Annotated in this window: 14 protein-coding genes; 9 read left to right on the top strand and 5 right to left on the bottom strand. The window is 64.2% G+C overall.

Annotated elements, in window-relative coordinates; translation table 11 throughout:
- Position 1: 1 nt before the first annotated feature.
- Together V3314_RS12115 and V3314_RS12120 are read right to left on the bottom strand one after the other, a co-directional pair.
- Positions 2-1,336: an MFS transporter gene (locus V3314_RS12115; RefSeq protein WP_338460268.1), complete on the bottom strand. Its 1,335-nt coding sequence runs from the start codon at positions 1,334-1,336 to the stop codon at positions 2-4.
- A 48-nt stretch (positions 1,337-1,384) separates the two neighbouring features.
- Positions 1,385-2,305, bottom strand: coding sequence for an SMP-30/gluconolactonase/LRE family protein (locus V3314_RS12120; protein ID WP_013971797.1), 921 nt, complete (start codon positions 2,303-2,305; stop codon positions 1,385-1,387).
- Between the two features lie 233 nt (positions 2,306-2,538).
- Between V3314_RS12120 and V3314_RS12125 the strand changes: the two genes are divergently transcribed.
- The 6 genes from V3314_RS12125 to V3314_RS12150 all read left to right on the top strand — a co-directional run bounded on the left by V3314_RS12125 (position 2,539) and on the right by V3314_RS12150 (position 10,421).
- On the top strand, positions 2,539-3,855 hold the full coding sequence (locus tag V3314_RS12125; protein ID WP_338460269.1) for an OprD family porin: 1,317 nt from the start codon (positions 2,539-2,541) through the stop codon (positions 3,853-3,855).
- Positions 3,856-4,103: 248 nt separating this feature from the next.
- Positions 4,104-4,820, top strand: coding sequence for a helix-turn-helix domain-containing protein (locus V3314_RS12130; protein WP_080958495.1), 717 nt, complete (start codon positions 4,104-4,106; stop codon positions 4,818-4,820).
- Positions 4,821-5,288: 468 nt separating this feature from the next.
- Entirely contained in the window at positions 5,289-5,771 is a 483-nt protein-coding gene (locus V3314_RS12135) for a formate dehydrogenase subunit gamma (RefSeq protein ID WP_108481876.1), read from the top strand.
- Complete coding sequence (locus tag V3314_RS12140) at positions 5,765-7,342, top strand: NADH-ubiquinone oxidoreductase-F iron-sulfur binding region domain-containing protein (RefSeq protein WP_338460270.1); 1,578 nt, start codon at positions 5,765-5,767, stop codon at positions 7,340-7,342. The genes V3314_RS12135 and V3314_RS12140 overlap by 7 nt, the downstream gene beginning before the upstream one ends.
- On the top strand, positions 7,339-10,221 hold the full coding sequence (fdhF, locus tag V3314_RS12145; protein ID WP_108481854.1) for a formate dehydrogenase subunit alpha: 2,883 nt from the start codon (positions 7,339-7,341) through the stop codon (positions 10,219-10,221). The genes V3314_RS12140 and fdhF overlap by 4 nt, the downstream gene beginning before the upstream one ends.
- A complete protein-coding gene (locus V3314_RS12150; RefSeq protein WP_046615883.1) occupies positions 10,218-10,421 on the top strand; it encodes a formate dehydrogenase subunit delta in 204 nt (67 codons plus the stop codon). Before fdhF ends, V3314_RS12150 begins: the two co-directional genes overlap by 4 nt.
- A 163-nt stretch (positions 10,422-10,584) precedes the next feature.
- On the opposite strand, the gene V3314_RS12155 is transcribed toward V3314_RS12150, so the two are convergent.
- Positions 10,585-11,448 carry a universal stress protein gene (locus V3314_RS12155; protein ID WP_046615884.1) on the bottom strand — a complete coding sequence of 288 codons (864 nt, stop codon included), beginning with the start codon at positions 11,446-11,448 and terminating at the stop codon, positions 10,585-10,587.
- Positions 11,449-11,602: 154 nt separating this feature from the next.
- Here V3314_RS12155 and miaE point away from each other — a divergent pair, with 154 nt between their 5' ends.
- Positions 11,603-12,220, top strand: a complete 618-nt coding sequence (gene miaE, locus V3314_RS12160) for a tRNA isopentenyl-2-thiomethyl-A-37 hydroxylase MiaE (protein WP_046615885.1) — start codon at positions 11,603-11,605, stop codon at positions 12,218-12,220.
- A gap of 22 nt (positions 12,221-12,242) precedes the next feature.
- On the opposite strand, the gene V3314_RS12165 is transcribed toward miaE, so the two are convergent.
- A complete protein-coding gene (locus V3314_RS12165) occupies positions 12,243-12,563 on the bottom strand; it encodes a DUF883 family protein (RefSeq protein ID WP_046615886.1) in 321 nt (106 codons plus the stop codon).
- 129 nt (positions 12,564-12,692) lie between these two features.
- Between V3314_RS12165 and V3314_RS12170 the strand changes: the two genes are divergently transcribed.
- Entirely contained in the window at positions 12,693-12,956 is a 264-nt protein-coding gene (locus V3314_RS12170; protein ID WP_046615887.1) for a hypothetical protein, read from the top strand.
- 18 nt (positions 12,957-12,974) lie between these two features.
- Here the strand turns inward: V3314_RS12170 and V3314_RS12175 are convergent, their stop codons facing one another.
- Positions 12,975-13,457, bottom strand: coding sequence for an LEA type 2 family protein (locus tag V3314_RS12175; RefSeq protein WP_085601656.1), 483 nt, complete (start codon positions 13,455-13,457; stop codon positions 12,975-12,977).
- A gap of 135 nt (positions 13,458-13,592) precedes the next feature.
- Here V3314_RS12175 and V3314_RS12180 point away from each other — a divergent pair, with 135 nt between their 5' ends.
- The gene (locus tag V3314_RS12180) at positions 13,593-14,714 is read left to right on the top strand and encodes a sigma-70 family RNA polymerase sigma factor (RefSeq protein ID WP_046615889.1); all 1,122 of its coding nucleotides are present in this window, start codon (positions 13,593-13,595) and stop codon (positions 14,712-14,714) included.
- The last annotated feature ends 62 nt before the right edge of the window (positions 14,715-14,776 follow it).

A 14,776-nucleotide genomic window follows, 5' to 3' on the forward strand; every position in this document is an offset into this window, starting at 1 on the left:
GTCAGATTGTCTGGCCTTGGCCGTGAGGCGTCTGCTGCTTGGCGGGGTCGCCCAGCCAAAGCATCAGGCAGGTGCCGACCAGCAGGATCGATGCAACGGCAAAGAACGGCATGCTGAAGCTATGAGTGGCGTCCTTGATCAGGCCGATCAGGAACGGGCCTGTGAAGCCGCCCAGGTTGCCGATCGAGACGATAATCGCCAGGCCGCCAGCGGCGGCACGACCAGTCAGGAAGGTCGAAGGTATCGCCCAGAACGTGGCCTGGAATGACAGGATGCTCGCCACCGCCACGCACAGGCTGGCGATCTTCAACACCGGCTGGTCAAGCAGGGCGGCGGCCACCAGGGCCACGGCGGCCAAGGCCAATGCGCTGACCACATAGGGCAGGCGGTGACGGCTACGGTTGGCCAGCCGTGCCCACATCGTCATCGCCAGTGCCCCGAGCAGGTAGGGCAGGGCGACCACCAGGCCGACCACGCCGCTATCGATGCCCAGGCCTTTGATGATCTGTGGCAGCCACATGCCTATGCCAATCGAGCCGACGATGCAGCAAAAGTTGATGGCCGCCAGGGTGAACACCTTGGGGTTGGTCAAGGCTGCGCGCAGCGTATTGCCATGAGACGCACCGATGGCCTGTTGTTCTTGGGACAGGCGCTGGTCAAGCCAGGCTTTCTCTCGCGGGTTGAGCCATTTTGCCTTGGCCGGGGTATCGACCAGCACGAAGAGGCAAGCGATGCCAAGCAGCACGGCCGGCATCGACTCGGTGACCAGCAGCAGTTGCCAGTTCTTCAGGCCCAAGACGCCGTGCTGTTCCATCAGCCAGCCGGACAGGGGCGAGCCGATGATGTTGGCCGCAGGAATGCCCAGCAGGAAGGCGGCAGTGGCTTTCGCCCGCCATTTGCCGGGGAACCAGTAGGTGAAGTACAGGTATACGCCGGGCGTGAAGCCCGCTTCGGCAAGCCCCAGCAAAAAGCGCGCAATGCTGAAACTGATTGGCCCGGTGGCGAAGGCGGTGGCCATGGAGATCAGCCCCCAGGTGATCATGATTCGCGCAATCCACACCCGTGCGCCGAAGCGCTGCATCAGCAGGTTGCTGGGGATCTCGAACATGAAGTAGCCGAAGAAGAACAGGCCGGCTGCCCAGCCGAACATCGTCGCGGTAAGGCCCAGGTCCTGGTTCATGCTGATGGCGGCGAAGCCGACATTGGTGCGGTCGAGGTAGCTGATCACGTAGCAGATGAAGATGAACGGCACCAGGCGCCACAGCACGCGGCGCATCAGGCGTTCGCCCTCGGCGTCGCTGAGCGGCGCCTGGGCAGCGGGGGTTTCGTGGGTCATGTCGTCACTCTTTTGTAGTTGTTGTGTGCCCTGACAGGGGGGCCTGGTTCAGCTGTGGGAATACATTGGCAGCCCAGGCGCAGTGGTGCGCACCTGCAGAATGCTGCCGGTTTCGGATTCGGTGATGTACAGGGTCTGCCCGTCATTGCCGCCGAAGGCCAGGTTGGTGTTGCTGATGCCTGCGCAGGAGACGATGCGCTGCAATGGCTCAGCGACTTTCGACAGCTTCCATACCGAGCCGAAACCGGTATGGGCGATGTACAGGTTGCTCTGGGCATCGAGGGCCAGGCCGTCGGGCCCGCCCAGGCCGCCGTGCAACTGGGCGAAAACGCCCACCTTGCCGATGATCGAGCCGTTGCCCAGCGGGATGCGCCAGATCTGTTGCGCGCGTGTCACTGCTACCAGCAGATGATTGAGGTGCGGGTCGTAGACGATGCCATTGGGGCTGGGGATGGTGCCAAGCAGGCAGGTCAGGTTGCCGCTGGCGTCGAGCTTGTACACGCGACCGCTGGCATCCTGCAGCCCGGTCTGGCCTTGGTCTGTGAAATACAGGTCACCGTTGGGTGCGAACACCAGGTCGTTGACGCCTTTGAAGCCTTCCGAACCAGCTGAGTCCAGCAGTGCTTCGATAGCACCGGTATCTGGGTCGAGCAGCATGATCCCGCGCTTGTAGTCGGTAATGAAGATGCGTCCGTCCTGGTGAATCTTCAGGCCGTTCGGCCAGCCATCGTACTGACACACCAGTTCCCATTCGCCCTGCGGCGAGATGCGGAAAATTCGCCCGTTGGGAATGTCGGTCACGTAAAGCCGGCCTTGACGATCGAATGATGGGCCTTCGAGGAACGAGTCGATGGCGCGGCCCTGGCGGTTGGCATTGGCCCAGGCAGTCGGGCGCGGGTCGCGGAAGCGGTCGGGCAGGCGGGTGAATACCGTGGTCTCCACGGTCGGCGGGGCAGCAAAGAAGCTCATGGGCGCTCCTGTAGGGCCGAGGACGCCTGGGCGTCCGATTGTTGTTTTGATGTATTTAATGCAATGGCGTTGCAAAATAAAACAAAATCGGACGAAGGGTGAAGCTGTTTTTGCGGGGATTTCTGATTTTCAGGGTTGTGTAGCGCTGGCTGTTGACGAGGCTACGATAATCTGCCTCCATATAAAGAAACGCCGTTTCAAAATAATAACAACGATCCTTTGGAGTCTCTTGCTTGAAATCCCTACCTTCCATCTGCCGCATTGCCTTGGCAGCAGGCGGCAGCGTCATAGGCTTGTCTGCCCAGGCCGACCTGATCGGTGACAGCCACGCGAACTTGTCGATGCGCAATTTCTACTTCAACAGCGATAACCGCGACGGTACGGCGCAGCCCTCCAGAACCGAGGAGTGGGCGCAAGGCTTTCTGCTCGACCTGCGCTCCGGTTATACCGACGGTGTGGTTGGTTTCGGCGTGGACGCCACGGCCATGCTGGGCCTTACGCTGGACAGCGGCAGAGGGCGGCATCAGGGCGGTAGCATGATTCCTTCCGATGGCGATGGCGCAGCTGACCGCTGGAGCAGTGCCGGTGCCACCGTCAAGATGAAGATGAGCCAGACCGAGCTGCGCGTGGGGCAGCTGATGCCCAGGTTGCCGATACTGGTGGCCTCTGATGGCCGGTTGCTGCCGCAAACCTTCCAGGGCGTGCAATTGCAGTCCAGTGACATCGATAACCTCATGCTCATCGGCGGGGCGTTGAACCGCGCCAGGGGCCGGGCTTCGACCGACCTTACCGGCATGGCCGTAAACGGCGGTACTCAGGAGAGTGACCGTTTCAACTTTGTCGGTGCCGACTACCGCGCCACCAAAACGCTGCTGCTGCAGTATTACGCCGGGCAACTCGAAGACTACTATCTGCAGCAGTTCACTGGCCTCAATCACACCCTGGCGTTGACCGATGACAGCTCGTTGACCACTGACCTGCGCTATTTCCGCACCCGTGCGGACGGTGCCAACGGCAGTAGCTCAGGGCGTAGCCAGGGCTATACCGTTGGTGGATACACCAAAGGTAGCGACGGGGAAATCGACAACGACCTGTGGAGTGCGGCGTTCACCTATCGTTTGCGGGGCCACTCGCTGACCCTGGGTTATCAGCGTGTTTCCGACGATAGCAACTTCGTGCAGATCAACCAGGGGTCGATCGACAAGGGGGCTGGTGGCAGCAGCCTGTATCTGTGGACGGACAAGATGCTGCTCAGCTTCACGCGCGCTGGTGAGCGTACCGGCTTTGCCCAGTACGGCTATGACTTTACTGCCAACGGCATACCTGGGCTGAAGGCTTCGGTGATCTATTTGAAAGGCGACCACATCCAGGCAGCCGCTGGCGCCGAACAGTCGGAGTGGGAGCGAGACTTCTCGCTGGACTACGTGATCCAGGGCGGCACGTTCAAAGGGCTTGGCGTGGCCTGGCGCAACGGCAAATCGCACAGCGAGGCAGCACGCAATGGTGACCAGAACCGCCTGATCATCAACTACACCCTGCCGCTGTTCTGAGCGTCGGCCAGCGCAGCGAAAGGGGCCGCATCGGCGGTAAGGTTCGCTGATTGCCAGGTCTGCCGATATTTGCCCCATACGACAGCGATCAACCTCTAGCCAGCAGGCGCAGATATATTGCCCTGCTGGCTTTTTTTACTTTGCACGCGCAGCGCATGCTACGTTGGCGGTGGCCGACCGTTGTCGGATAATGAGGTTTTTCCGCCCTTGCGTACAATCGAGGGCTTCGATCCTGTGAGGTTTTGCAAATGGTGAAAGCGCGGCCGCGTCCAGCGGTAAATGGTGTGGCATCGGCAGACCGTGTTTTGACCGTGCTGACCGCGTTTCAGATAGGCGACTCTGCGCTGAGCCTGGTTCAGCTGGTTGAACGTACCGGCCTCATCAAAAGCACGATCATGCGTTTGATGGTGTCCCTGGAAAACCATGGCTTCATCACGCGCATGGCTGACGGGCGTTATCAGCTAGCCAGTGAAGTCATGCGCTTGAACACGGTCTATCAAGAGGCACTGGACCTCGAAAGGCATGTGATGCCACGTTTGCACGATTTGGCTGAAAAGTCGGGTGAGACCGCCTCCTTCTATGTGCGCCACGGTGCATATCGGATGTGCCAGTACCGTGTTAACTCTTCCCATCGACTTCGCCTCAATCTTCAACCCGGCGACATGCGGCCGATGGATGAAGCGGCGGGGGCTCAGGCGTTGCGCGCGCCGTATCACATCGGTATTGCATTGCAGAAACCCTACTACTCGAAGGGAGCCACCGACCCGCATGCCGCTTCAATGGCGCTGCCCATCTACGGAGCGCAGCAGGAACTGATGGGAGCTCTTGTCATTTCAGGACCAGCAAGCCGTTTGACGGAGGAATATGCCGAAAGCCTCAAGCTCATGTTCTTCGAGGCGGCACGTGATCTGATGCGAAGCCTGGGCTTCAAGCCTGCGTCATTGGAGGCAGAGTCGGTCCAGTAAGCGCGCCTCATGGGCCCGGCTTGCGGCGTCTTTGTCGAGCAGCCTGGCTGATCGAGGCGGCCAGGCACTGATTGACAAAGCCGTGCAGCTTTGAAGCCGCGCGCAGGCATTTGTAGGACCGGCCTTTTGCTGCGAAGAGGCCGGTGCTGGCAATTCATATCCGTTGCCCGTATCGGCCCTCTTCGCAGCACAAGGCTGCTCCCGCAAAAGATGCGCCAGGCGAGCGATAGCATGGAAACAACCCGCGTCGGTTTCAGGATGCGCCTGGTCGTTCGCACGCAACCCCCCGGCGCCACAAGTGCCATGCTTGCAGGATGCCTCGGACCAGCGCGCGCAGACGTGCGGCCGCAGGCAAGGAGGCCGCTGGCACCACGCAACCGTGACGTGGTCGGCGCGCCGCAGCAGAACACGCCGGATACCTGCCCTCACAACAATTCAGGCGGGGTCCGTGATGCCGAGGTCCGCTGTATGCCTGATGAATTGCTCCACCTGCCTGTGATCCACCGCATTCTGGCCCGTGACAAGGATACCCCCGGCGCGCTGTTGCCGATCCTGCATGCCATCCAGCACGACATCGGCTACATCCCCGATGCCGCTGTCGCCGAAATTGCCCATGCCCTGAATCTCAGCCTGGCCGAGGTGCATGGGGTGATCAGCTTCTACCACGATTTCCGCACCACGCCACCGGCACGCCACACCCTGCGCCTGTGCCGCGCCGAGTCATGCCAGAGCCGGGGCGCCGAGGCGCTGGCCGCGCAACTGCGCGAACAGCTGGCGCTGGACGACCACGGCACCAGCGCCGATGGTGCCATCAGCCTGCGCCCGGTGTACTGCCTGGGCGCCTGCGCCTGCTCGCCAGCGCTGGAACTGGACGGTCAGGTGCATGCGCGCCTTACCCCTGAGCGCCTGCGCGCGCTGGTCAACGCTTGCCGGGAGGACGCAGCATGCTGAAGCTGTACATCCCCTGCGATTCGGTAGCCCGTGCCGTGGGCGCCGACCAGGTCGCCGATGCCTTGCAGCGGGAGGCCGAGCGCCGCCAGCTGCCGCTGGACATCCAGCGCACCAGCTCCCGCGGGCTGTACTGGCTGGAGCCGTTGCTGGAATGCGACAGCGCGCAAGGGCGCCAGGGTTTCGGCCCGGTCACCCCGGACGACGTGCCGTCCTTGCTCGACGCCTTTACCGGTGAGCCCGGTGAACCCGGTGAACCCGGCGGCCATTCACTGGCCCTGGGGCCGGTCGAGGACATCCCTTACCTCAAGACCCAGCAACGCCTGCTGTTCGCCCGCGCCGGCATCACCCGCCCATTGTCGCTGGACGACTACCGTGCCCATGGTGGTTTTGCCGGCCTTGAGGCGGCCGTGGCCCTGGACGGTGCCGAGGTGGTCGCCGCCGTGCTCGATTCCGGCCTGCGTGGCCGCGGCGGCGCGGCGTTCCCGGCCGGCATCAAGTGGCGCACCGTGCGTGACGCCGGAGCAGGCCAGAAGTACGTGGTGTGCAACGCCGACGAAGGTGACTCCGGTACCTTCGCCGACCGCATGCTGATGGAAGGCGACCCGTTCCTGCTGATCGAAGGCATGATCATTGCCGGCCTCGCCGTGGGTGCCGACAAGGGCTACATCTATGTGCGCTCGGAATACCCCGATGCCATCCGCGTGCTCGACCAGGCTTTCGCCATCGCCCGTGACGCCGGCTACCTCGGCAGCGACGTGGCCGGCAGCGGCCAGGCCTTCGACCTGGAAGTACGGGTCGGCGCTGGCGCCTATATCTGTGGCGAAGAAACCGCGCTGCTCGAATCCATCGAAGGCAAGCGCGGCATTGTCCGTGCCAAGCCTCCGCTGCCCGCGCTGCAGGGCCTGTTCGGCCTGCCGACGCTGGTGCACAACGTGCTTACCCTGGCCTCGGTACCCATCATCATGGCCAAGGGTGCGGCGTTCTACCGCGACTTCGGCATGGGCCGTTCGCTGGGCACCATGCCGTTCCAGTTGGCCGGCAACATCCGCCAGGGCGGCCTGGTGGAACGCGCCTTTGGCCTGACCCTGCGCGAACTGGTGGAAGGCTATGGCGGCGGCACGGCAAGTGGCCGGCCGCTGAAGGCCGCGCAGGTGGGTGGCCCGCTCGGTGCCTGGGTACCGCCAAGCCACTTCGACACGCCGCTGGACTATGAAGCCTTCGCCGCCATGGGCGCGATGCTCGGCCATGGTGGTGTGGTGGTGGCCGACGACACCCTGAACATGGCCAGCATGGCGCGCTTCGCCTTGCAGTTCTGTGCCGAGGAGTCCTGTGGCAAGTGCACCCCGTGCCGCATCGGCTCGACCCGCGGCATGGAAGTGGTCGACCGGCTGATCGCCACCAGCGACATGACCGAGCGGCACGACCAGGCCCTTTTGCTGCGCGACCTGTGCGACACCATGCAATACGGCTCGCTGTGCGCCATGGGCGGCATGACCGCCTATCCGGTGGCCAGCGCGCTGAAGTACTTCCCCGCCGATTTCGGGCTGACCCACACGGAGGCCGCGCAGTGATCAATTTCTTCGACCCCGCTTCTGATAAAAGCAGCGACTTCGGCACCCCGGCCCGTGACAGCGAGGTACAGGTCAGCCTGAGCATCGATGGCCGTGCCATCACTGTGCCCGCCGGTACTTCGGTGATGCGTGCCGCGGCCATGCTCGGCACCAGCATCCCCAAACTGTGCGCCACCGACAGCCTCGAAGCCTTCGGCTCGTGCCGCATGTGCATGGTAGAAATCGAAGGCATGCGCGGCTACCCGGCCTCCTGCACCACCCCGGTCAGCGAAGGCATGGTGGTGCACACCGAAACCCCGCGCCTGGCCGGCCTGCGCCGCAACGTGATGGAGCTGTACATCTCCGACCACCCGCTGGACTGCCTGACCTGTTCTGCCAACGGCAACTGCGAGCTGCAGACCGTGGCCGGCCAGGTGGGCCTGCGCGAAGTGCGCTATGGCTACGATGGCGCCAATCACCTGGCTGAGAAAAAGGACGTATCCAACCCGTATTTCGACTACGAGCCGAGCAAGTGCATCGTCTGCAGCCGCTGCGTGCGTGCCTGCGAGGACATCCAGGGCACCTTCGCCCTGACCATCACCGGGCGCGGCTTCGAATCGCGAGTGGCGGCCGCGGGTGGTGAAAACTTCCTCGCCTCCGAGTGCGTGTCGTGCGGTGCCTGCGTGCAGGCCTGCCCGACCGCGACCCTGACCGAAAAGAGCCTGGTGCAACTGGGCCAGCCAGAGCGTGCGGTCATCACCACCTGCGCCTATTGCGGCGTGGGCTGCTCGTTCCGCGCCGAAATGAAGGGCGACCAGCTGGTGCGCATGGTCCCGGACAAGAACGGCGGCGCCAACCACGGCCACGCCTGCGTCAAGGGCCGCTTCGCCTGGGGCTACGCCACCCACCCGGACCGCATTACCAGGCCGATGATCCGCAAGCGCCTGGAAGACCCATGGCAGGAAGTCAGCTGGGACGAGGCGGTGACCTATGCCGCCAGCGAGTTCCGCCGCATCCAGCTCAAGTACGGTCGCGATTCCATCGGCGGCATCACTTCCAGCCGCTGTACCAACGAAGAAGCCTACCTGGTGCAGAAACTGGTGCGCACGGCGTTCGGCAACAACAACGTCGACACCTGCGCGCGGGTGTGCCATTCGCCCACCGGTTATGGCCTGAAGCAGACCTTGGGTGAATCGGCCGGTACGCAAAGCTTCGACTCGGTGATGCAGGCCGACGTGGTGCTGGTGATCGGCGCCAACCCCACCGACGCCCATCCGGTATTCGGTTCGCAGCTCAAGCGCCGCCTGCGCCAGGGTGCTCGGCTGATCGTGATCGACCCCCGGCGTATCGACCTGGTCGACTCGCCGCACGCCCGCGCCGAGTTGCACCTGCAACTGCGCCCGGGCACCAACGTGGCCATGCTCAACGCGCTGGCCCACGTGATTGTCACTGAAGGCCTGCTGGCCCAGCGTTTCATCGATGCACGTTGCGAAACCGCGGATTTCGCCCGCTGGCGCGACTTCGTCAGCCAGGCGGATAATGCCCCCGAAGTACTTGGCCCTGTCTGTGGCGTACCCGCCGAGCAGATCCGCGCCGCCGCCCGCCTGTATGCCACCGGCGGCAACGCGGCGATCTACTATGGCCTGGGCGTGACCGAGCATAGCCAGGGCAGTACCGCGGTGATGGGCATCGCCAACCTGGCCATGGCCACCGGCAACATCGGCCGTGAAGGGGTAGGGGTGAACCCGCTGCGCGGGCAGAACAACGTGCAGGGCTCGTGCGACATGGGCTCGTTCCCCCACGAGCTGCCCGGTTACCGGCACATTTCCAACGAAGGCGTGCGCGCCGAGTTCGAGCGTGCCTGGGGCGTTACCCTGCAGCCCGACCCGGGCCTGCGTATCCCCAACATGTTCGAAGCGGCGCTGGACGGCAGCTTCAAGGCCTTGTACTGCCAGGGCGAGGACATTGCCCAGAGCGACCCCAACACCCAGCACGTCACGGCGGCCCTGCTGGCCATGGAGTGCGTGGTGGTGCAGGACATCTTCCTCAACGAAACAGCCAAGTTCGCCCATGTGTTCCTGCCGGGCAGCTCGTTCCTCGAGAAGGACGGCACCTTCACCAACGCCGAGCGGCGTATTTCGCGGGTTCGCAAGGTCATGGAGCCGCTGGCCGGCAAGGCCGACTGGGAGGCGACCGTGGCCCTGGCCAATGCCCTGGGCTACCCGATGAATTACCGTCACCCGTCCGAGATCATGGACGAGATCGCCCGCCTGACGCCCACCTTCCACCGCGTCAGCTACGCCGAGATCGACCGCCACGGCAGCCTGCAGTGGCCGTGCAACGATGCAGCGCCCGATGGTACGCCGACCATGCACATCGACCAGTTCGTACGTGGCAAGGGGCGCTTCATGCTTACCGGCTACGTGCCCACCGAGGAGAAGGTCAACAACCGCTACCCGCTGCTGCTGACCACCGGGCGTATCCTCAGCCAGTACAACGTCGGCGCCCAGACCCGGCGCACCGGCAACGTCGCCTGGCATGACGCCGATCGCCTGGAAATCCACCCGACCGACGCCGAAAGCCGTGGCATCCAGGACGGTGACTGGGTCGGCATCGGCAGCCGCGCCGGGCAGACGGTGCTGCGTGCCAAGGTCAGTACCCGGGTGGCGCCGGGGGTGGTATACACCACGTTCCACTTCCCCGAGTCGGGGGCCAACGTGATTACCACCGACAACTCCGACTGGGCCACCAACTGCCCTGAGTACAAGGTGACGGCGGTGGAGGTGGTGAAAGTGTTCCAGCCTTCGCAGTGGCAGAAGCGCTACCAGGACTTCAGTGACGAGCAGCGGCGCTTGCTGAAGGAGCGCCGTATTGCGGAAAAAGCCGAGGTGCGCCGATGAGCAGTGAGAACCTGGTCAAGATGGCCAACCAGATTGCCCATTACTTCGACAGCGAGCCAGACCGGGCGCTGGCGGTGCAAGGGGTGCGGCAGCATCTGCAGAGCTTCTGGACGCCGGCGATGCGCCGGCAGCTGGCGCAATGGATCGAGGCCAATGCAGGGGAGGGGCTGGACCCGAAGGTGCGGGAAGCGTTGGCCTGACTGGCTCAAGTTCCAAGACGTGCGCGGTCCTTGTAGGAGCGGCCTTGTGTCGCGAAAGGGCTGCGTAGCAGCCCCAGCGATTCCTGCGTAGACGCCAGGATCCTGGGGCCGCTTTGCGGCCCTTTCGCGACACAAGGCCGCTCCTACATGGAGCGCGTCACTTTTAGCCGCGGGCCAGTTCCGCCTGGTGGGCAATTGCTTCCTCGCTCTTGAGTACCAGCACATCCCCCTCCAGCGCATCCAGCACCACCTCCGAGGTATTACCTATCAACGCCCCGGAAATCCCCGTGCGGCACACGGTGCCGATCACCGTCACCACCGCATCGATCTTCTTCTCGGTATGCGGAATCAGCACATCCGCCGGCCCTTCGGCCACATGCAAGCGGTCTTCGCCGATGTCGTACTCTGCCTGGAATGCCTTGCACGCCTCGCGATAACGCTTCTCGATAGTTTCCGTCAACTGGTACACCGGGTCCGACGCCGACAGCATCGGCGACGGATGGGCGGTGATGACGTGCAACTCACCCTTGGCCAGTTTGGCAATCTCGAAACCATGGTCGATGATGCCGGCGTGCAGGCGGCGGTGGTCCTCGTCCTGGTTGCCCACATCCACCGCAGCCAGGACCTTGCCGCCGGTCCAAGGCCGCTCGCTCTTGACCATCAGCACCGCACACGGGCATTGGCGCAGCAGCTTCCAGTCGCTGGGTGTGAGCAGGGCCTTCTTCAGTGGGTTGTCCGGGCGGTGTTCCTTGATCACCAGATCGCAGCCCTCGGCCTGCTGCACGTAGATGATGGTGTCGTGCAGGTTGTCGCGCCAGGCCTCTTCATGGGTGACGTTGTCGTACCCGTCATCATGCAACTGGCTGCTCAGCAGGCTCAACAGCGCGCTGTGGTCGTGCCTTTTGTCGCACATCAGCAGGTGCAGGCGCGCGCCGGTGACGCCGGCGATCAGCTTGGCCCGGGTCAGGGCCCGGCTGTGTGCGTGCTCGGGGTCGAGGACGACGAGGATGCTGCGGACGGCTTGCATGGGCTTCAACTCCGTTCAAAGGTGGCGGCCAATGCCTGACTATAGTCGGCGCTTCCCCCGCTGGCGCTTGATGTACATCAAGCATAGTCACTGGCGCCGCCCGCCGCCGCCGGTATAATCGCCGGCCCTGCCCGTTCTTTGTGGTTGCACGCTCATGTCCCTGATCCCCGAAATCGACGCCTTTCTTGGTTGCCCGACACCAGACGCCTGGATCGAAGCAGCGCTCGCCGACCAGGAAACCCTGCTGATCGACCACAAGAACTGCGAATTCAAGGCTGCCAGCACCGCCCTGAGCCTGATCGCCAAGTACAGCACCCACCTCGACCTGATCAACATGATGTCGCGCCTGGCCCGCGAGGAACTGGTGCACCACGAGCAGGTGCTGCGCCTGATGAAGCGTCGCGGCGTGCCGCTGCGCCCGGTGTCGGCGGGGCGTTACGCGTCGGGGCTGCGGCGGCTGGTGCGCGCCCATGAGCCCGTCAAGCTGGTGGATACGCTGGTAGTGGGGGCGTTCATCGAGGCGCGCAGCTGCGAGCGCTTTGCCGCGCTGGTACCGCACCTGGACGAGGAGCTGGGCCGCTTCTACCACGGCCTGCTGAAGAGCGAAGCGCGCCACTACCAGGGTTACCTGAAACTGGCGCACAACTACGGCGACGAGGCAGACATCGCCCGCCGGGTGGAACTGGTGCGGGCTGCGGAGGTGGAGCTGATCCAGTCACCTGACCAGGAGCTGCGCTTCCACAGCGGTATCCCGATGGCGCAGGCCGCCTGATCCGCGCCAGGCGGCCCGGGCGTCAGTGACGGCGACCCAGCAGCAGGCCGACCACCAGCCCGAGGCCTGCGGAAATGGCCACGGTCTGCCACGGGTGGCCGCCGATATAGTCCTGGGTAGCTTCCACCACCGGTTGCGCCTTGCTGCGCACCTTGTCGGCGGCCTGGCGCGCCTGGCGCAGTTTGAGACTTACCTGCGCGCGCAGGGTTTCCGCCTCGTCACCCACCAGCGCTGCGCTGTCGTTCAGCAGTTTTTCCGATTCTTCGATCAGCGCCTGCAGTTCGCTGAATACCTGGTCCTTGATCTGATCGCTGTCGGCCAGCGCGGCGTTTTTCCGGGCCATGAACTCGTCCTCGTCGATGGTATGGTTTGAACAATGGATGCCGGCGCGCCAGGAAAGTTGCGGCGGCTTTGGGCTGTTGCAGTTCCTGAGTGTAAGATAGCGGCCATTTTCAAACCTGCAGGTACCTTCATGAGTTTCAATCTGGCCAACATGAGCTTCGAGGAACGGGCGCAGATCGAGGCAGAGAAGGCCCGGCTGTTCGAGCTGTGGCAGAACAACCTGGGCAAGGCCAAGGGCGAAGCCGCGCGGCTGATCGCCGAAAAGCCACGGCGCAAAGGCAAATGGGCCGAGTGGGTGCGCGCCGAGCTGGATGGCATGTCGCCGCCCGAATACGCCAGCATGGTGCGCAGCGAAGTCAACAAGCTGATGGCCGCAGCCAGCGCCAACCGCTGATCACACCCCGCCGGGCGCCTACCAGTAGGCGCCCTTGGGCAGGTCCAGCTTGCCCTCGTCGGTAAAGCGCACGGTGCCCAGCAGCCCGCCGGCAAGTTTGCCCCGCAGCACATAGGGCAGGCCCTGCAACGAGTCCACCCGGCCCAGCCCATAGGCCTGGCGCAGGAAGGAAAACGCCGTGATGCTCACCGGCACCACGACCACCGCTTCGCCATAACGGCCGATGTGCCCCTGCTGGTCGCTGACCCCGGCAGCCAGCGGCTGGCCGTTCACCTCCAGGTTCAGGGCGATGCCGTTGTAGTCGATCGGCGCCTCGTTGGGGTTTTGTACCCGCATCTTCACCGCCATGCGCAGTTCCAGCTCCTGCCCGGGCAGCGGTTCGATACCGATCACGCTGATATTGACCGGGTCGCGTGCCTGGAACAGCGCACAGGCCCCCGGGCCGCAGGCCAGCAGCAGGACCAGGAACAGGCGGGCGTAGCGGTGCAGACGGGCAGCCATGGGGTACGACCTTGCCAGAGTGAGCGAATGGGCAGTGTGGCAAATGTGCGTCGACGTTGAAAGTCTCCGCCCATATGAAAGATACTGTTTCTCATTAACGCCCGATAACTTCTCCTACTGGCCGTTCCCGAACCCATGCTGACCTCTCCCGCGCCGGGCCTGCTGGCAAGTTTCCAGGAGCACTACGACGACCTGCTGCAGTTCCTGACCCGGCGCATGAGCGACCGCCAGCGCGCTGCCGACGTCGCGCAGGAAACCTACCTGAAGCTGGTGAACATCGACCAGCAGGCAGTGCCGGTGCTGCACGCGCGCAGTTTCATCTTCCGCGTGGCCGGCAACCTGGCGATCGATGCCTTGCGCCGCGAGCAGCGCATTGCCGCCAGCCACGACGACAGCGAGCGGGCAGGTGAGGTGGCCTGCCTGGCGCCGGCACCCGAAGCGGCCTTGCTGGCCCGGGAGCGCCTGCAGATCCTCGACCAGGCGCTGCAGCAGCTGCCCGCCAATGCCCGCCAGGCGCTGTTGCTCAACCGCGTCGACGGCCTGACCCAGGCGCAGATCGCGCAGCGCCTGGGGGTTTCCGAAAGCATGGTGGCGAAGTACATCGGCCAGGCCCTGCGCCATTGCCGCAACTGGCTCAAACAGGCGGGCGTGGCTGCGGCCCTGGTGCTGGCTGTTGCTGTGGCGGGTTGGCAGCAGGCGCCGGTGCTGCTGGCGGATTACCACACCGGGGTGGGCGAGCGGCAGGTGGTGACCCTGGCCGATGGCACGCGGGTGACGCTGAACAGCGCCTCCGCCCTGAGCGTGGTGTTCAGCGACCGTGAGCGGCGGGTGGTGCTGGAGGCCGGTGAGGCCTTGTTCGAGACCACCGATGATTCGCGGCCCTTTGTGGTCGACACGGCCGGTGAGCGGGTGCAGGGGAGTGCGGCCACCTTCAGCGTGCGGCGCGATGGCCGCGTGGTATTGGCGCGGGGCGAAGCCAAGGTTGGCGAGCATGAACTGGCAGTAGCGGCCGATGCCGGCACGCAGATGGCCTGGCAGCGCGGCAAGCTGATCTTCAACGGTAAGCCGCTGGGCCAGGTGCTGGCGGAGCTCGAGCATTACCGGCATGGGCGGATCGTGTTGTCCGACAGCAAGCTGGCGGCGATGGAGGTGAGCGGGGTATTCGACCTCGATGAGCCGGAGGCCCTGTTGCGCACCCTTGAGCAGCGCTATGGGCTGAAGGTGACCTACCTGCCGTGGTTGGCCGTGGTTCATTGATTCGCCTGTGCCGGCCTCTTCGCAGCACAAGGTTGCTCCTACAGCGAACTGCCATCCCTGTA

Source organism: Pseudomonas sp. TE3-3-F2023 (assembly GCF_036784815.1).
Lineage (GTDB): Bacteria > Pseudomonadota > Gammaproteobacteria > Pseudomonadales > Pseudomonadaceae > Aquipseudomonas > Aquipseudomonas pudica.

Bases quoted from the DNA above. Each gene is read 5' to 3' on its own strand.
- V3314_RS12150 (WP_046615883.1), top strand. From the start codon at position 10,218: ATGAGCAGTGAGAACCTGGTCAAGATGGCCAACCAGATTGCCCATTAC.
- V3314_RS12140 (WP_338460270.1), top strand. From the start codon at position 5,765: ATGCTGAAGCTGTACATCCCCTGCGATTCGGTAGCCCGTGCCGTGGGC.
- V3314_RS12135 (WP_108481876.1), top strand. From the start codon at position 5,289: ATGCCTGATGAATTGCTCCACCTGCCTGTGATCCACCGCATTCTGGCC.
- V3314_RS12130 (WP_080958495.1), top strand. From the start codon at position 4,104: ATGGTGAAAGCGCGGCCGCGTCCAGCGGTAAATGGTGTGGCATCGGCA.
- miaE (WP_046615885.1), top strand. From the start codon at position 11,603: ATGTCCCTGATCCCCGAAATCGACGCCTTTCTTGGTTGCCCGACACCA.
- V3314_RS12115 (WP_338460268.1), bottom strand. From the start codon at position 1,336: ATGACCCACGAAACCCCCGCTGCCCAGGCGCCGCTCAGCGACGCCGAG.
- V3314_RS12180 (WP_046615889.1), top strand. From the start codon at position 13,593: ATGCTGACCTCTCCCGCGCCGGGCCTGCTGGCAAGTTTCCAGGAGCAC.
- V3314_RS12120 (WP_013971797.1), bottom strand. From the start codon at position 2,305: ATGAGCTTCTTTGCTGCCCCGCCGACCGTGGAGACCACGGTATTCACC.
- V3314_RS12155 (WP_046615884.1), bottom strand. From the start codon at position 11,448: ATGCAAGCCGTCCGCAGCATCCTCGTCGTCCTCGACCCCGAGCACGCA.
- V3314_RS12175 (WP_085601656.1), bottom strand. From the start codon at position 13,457: ATGGCTGCCCGTCTGCACCGCTACGCCCGCCTGTTCCTGGTCCTGCTG.
- V3314_RS12170 (WP_046615887.1), top strand. From the start codon at position 12,693: ATGAGTTTCAATCTGGCCAACATGAGCTTCGAGGAACGGGCGCAGATC.
- V3314_RS12165 (WP_046615886.1), bottom strand. From the start codon at position 12,563: ATGGCCCGGAAAAACGCCGCGCTGGCCGACAGCGATCAGATCAAGGAC.